2 protein-coding genes and 1 pseudogene are annotated in these 1,855 nt (G+C 63.6%); all 3 read right to left on the bottom strand.

What is annotated here, in order from left to right:
• The coding region (locus EN925_RS34275) for an inositol monophosphatase family protein (RefSeq protein ID WP_164894598.1) at positions 1-723 on the bottom strand (723 nt) is incomplete at its 3' end.
• Between the two features lie 85 nt (positions 724-808).
• Entirely contained in the window at positions 809-1,375 is a 567-nt protein-coding gene (gene efp / locus EN925_RS34280; RefSeq protein ID WP_013529127.1) for an elongation factor P, read from the bottom strand.
• A 173-nt stretch (positions 1,376-1,548) separates the two neighbouring features.
• Positions 1,549-1,855: pseudogene (locus EN925_RS34285) on the bottom strand (SEL1-like repeat protein); the annotation flags it as partial.

Below are 1,855 nucleotides of genomic sequence, written 5' to 3' on the forward strand. Positions count from 1 at the left end.
GTTGTCGAGCATGTCCTGGCCGCCATCCATGTCGGAGACGAAGCCGCCCGCCTCGCGGATCAAAAGCAGCCCGGCGGCGATATCCCAGGCAGACAGGCCGGTTTCCCAGAAGCCATCCATGCGGCCGGCAGCGACATAGGCGAGATCGAGCGAGGCGGAGCCGAGGCGGCGGACGCCGGAAACCTCGGCCATGACGTTGCGCAGCTCGACGAGGAAATTGCCGTGGTGGCCGCGGCCGAGATGCGGCATGCCGCAGCCGATGACCGTGTCGACCAGCTTGATGCGGCCGGCGACGCGCAAGCGGCGGTCGTTCATGAAGGCGCCGCCGCCGCGTTCGCAGGTGTAGAGTTCGTCCATCGCCGGATTGTAGATGACGCCGGCGACGATCTGGCCCTGGCGCTCCAGCGCGATCGAAACGGCAAAGAGCGGAATGCCGTGCAGGAAATTGGTGGTGCCGTCGAGCGGGTCGACGATCCAGCGATGCTGGCCGTCGTCGCCTTCGACCACGCCGCGCTCCTCCATCAGGAAGGAATAGCCGGGCCGTGCCTTGGACAGTTCGGCGAAAACGATGTCCTCGGCCTTGCGGTCGGCCTGGCTGACATAGTCGCCGGGGCCCTTCATCGAGACTTGCAGGTTCTGCACTTCGCCGAAGTCGCGCGACAGCGAGCGGCCGGCCTTCATTGCGGCCTGGACCATGACGTTGAGAAGGGCTGAGCGTGCCATAGTGCTTTTTCCCGGTGCTGCGCTTTAAATTCTGCCTCGATGCATGTCGGTGACCCGGAACCGGGCCACTTTTGGGCGACATGCGTCAGTCGGCGCGGCGCACGTAAGTGATTTCGTTGGTGTCGACGATGATGCGTTCGCCGGCGCCGATGAAGGGCGGCACCAGGACGCGGATGCCGTTCTCCAGGATCGCCGGCTTGTAGGACGATGCCGCCGTCTGGCCCTTCACCACCGGGTCGGCCTCGGTGATGGTCAGCGTCACATAGTCGGGCAGCGAAATGCCGATCGGTCGCTCTTCGTAGAGCTGGACCGTTACCATCATGCCGTCCTGCAGGAAGGCGGCGCGATCGCCGACGAAGTCCTTGTTCAATTCGAGCTGCTCGTAGCTCTGGGTGTCCATGAACACCAGGGCGTCTTCCTGCGCGTAGAGGAAGGAAAAATCCTTCAGGTCGAGCCGGATCTGTTCGACCGTCTCGGCCGAGCGGAAGCGCTCGTTGAGCTTGGTGCCGTTGATGAGGTTCTTCAGTTCGACCTGATTGTAGGCGCCGCCCTTGCCAGGCTTGACGGTGTTGGTCCTGACCGCCACCCAAAGGCCGCCATCATGCTCGATGACATAGCCGGGACGGATTTCGTTGCCATTGATCTTGGCCATGATGAGATGATCCGGAATGATGCCTACGGCCACGCCGTCGGTATGGGATGTTCGCTGGGAAAGCGATTTCGGGCTCCCAAGACCACAAATCGCCAGAAGAGGCAAGGGAGCGGGCAGGTTGCGACCAGGCAAGGGAGCCGGGGTTGCACTTGCAATGACCGTGAGAACCGCCGTCAAGGCAGTCGGTTGGCCTTCTGCAGCGCCTGCTTGGTTTGGTCGTCGTCCAGCCCCTGCAGGAAGTCGTCCATCTGCGGATCGATGAGGCCGGCGCGGCGGGCAATGATGTACCAGGCACCGGCAAGGACCAGGTCCGGATCGGTGCCGATGCCTTGCATATAGAGCTTGGCCAGGCGGTTCTGGGCGGCAACATTGCCGCCCTCCGCCGCCTGCTTCATCCAGCCGAAGGCGGATTTCAGGTCGCGCGCGCCGCCGCGGCCTTCGATCATCCAGGCGGCGAGATCGATTTGCGCGGTGTCGTAG

Origin of the sequence: Mesorhizobium sp. M7A.F.Ca.US.006.04.2.1, from assembly GCF_004022915.1 — a bacterium.
Classification (GTDB): domain Bacteria; phylum Pseudomonadota; class Alphaproteobacteria; order Rhizobiales; family Rhizobiaceae; genus Mesorhizobium; species Mesorhizobium ciceri.

Coding starts and splice junctions, on each gene's coding strand:
- efp (WP_013529127.1), bottom strand. CDS start 1,375: ATGGCCAAGATCAATGGCAACGAAATCCGTCCCGGCTATGTCATCGAG.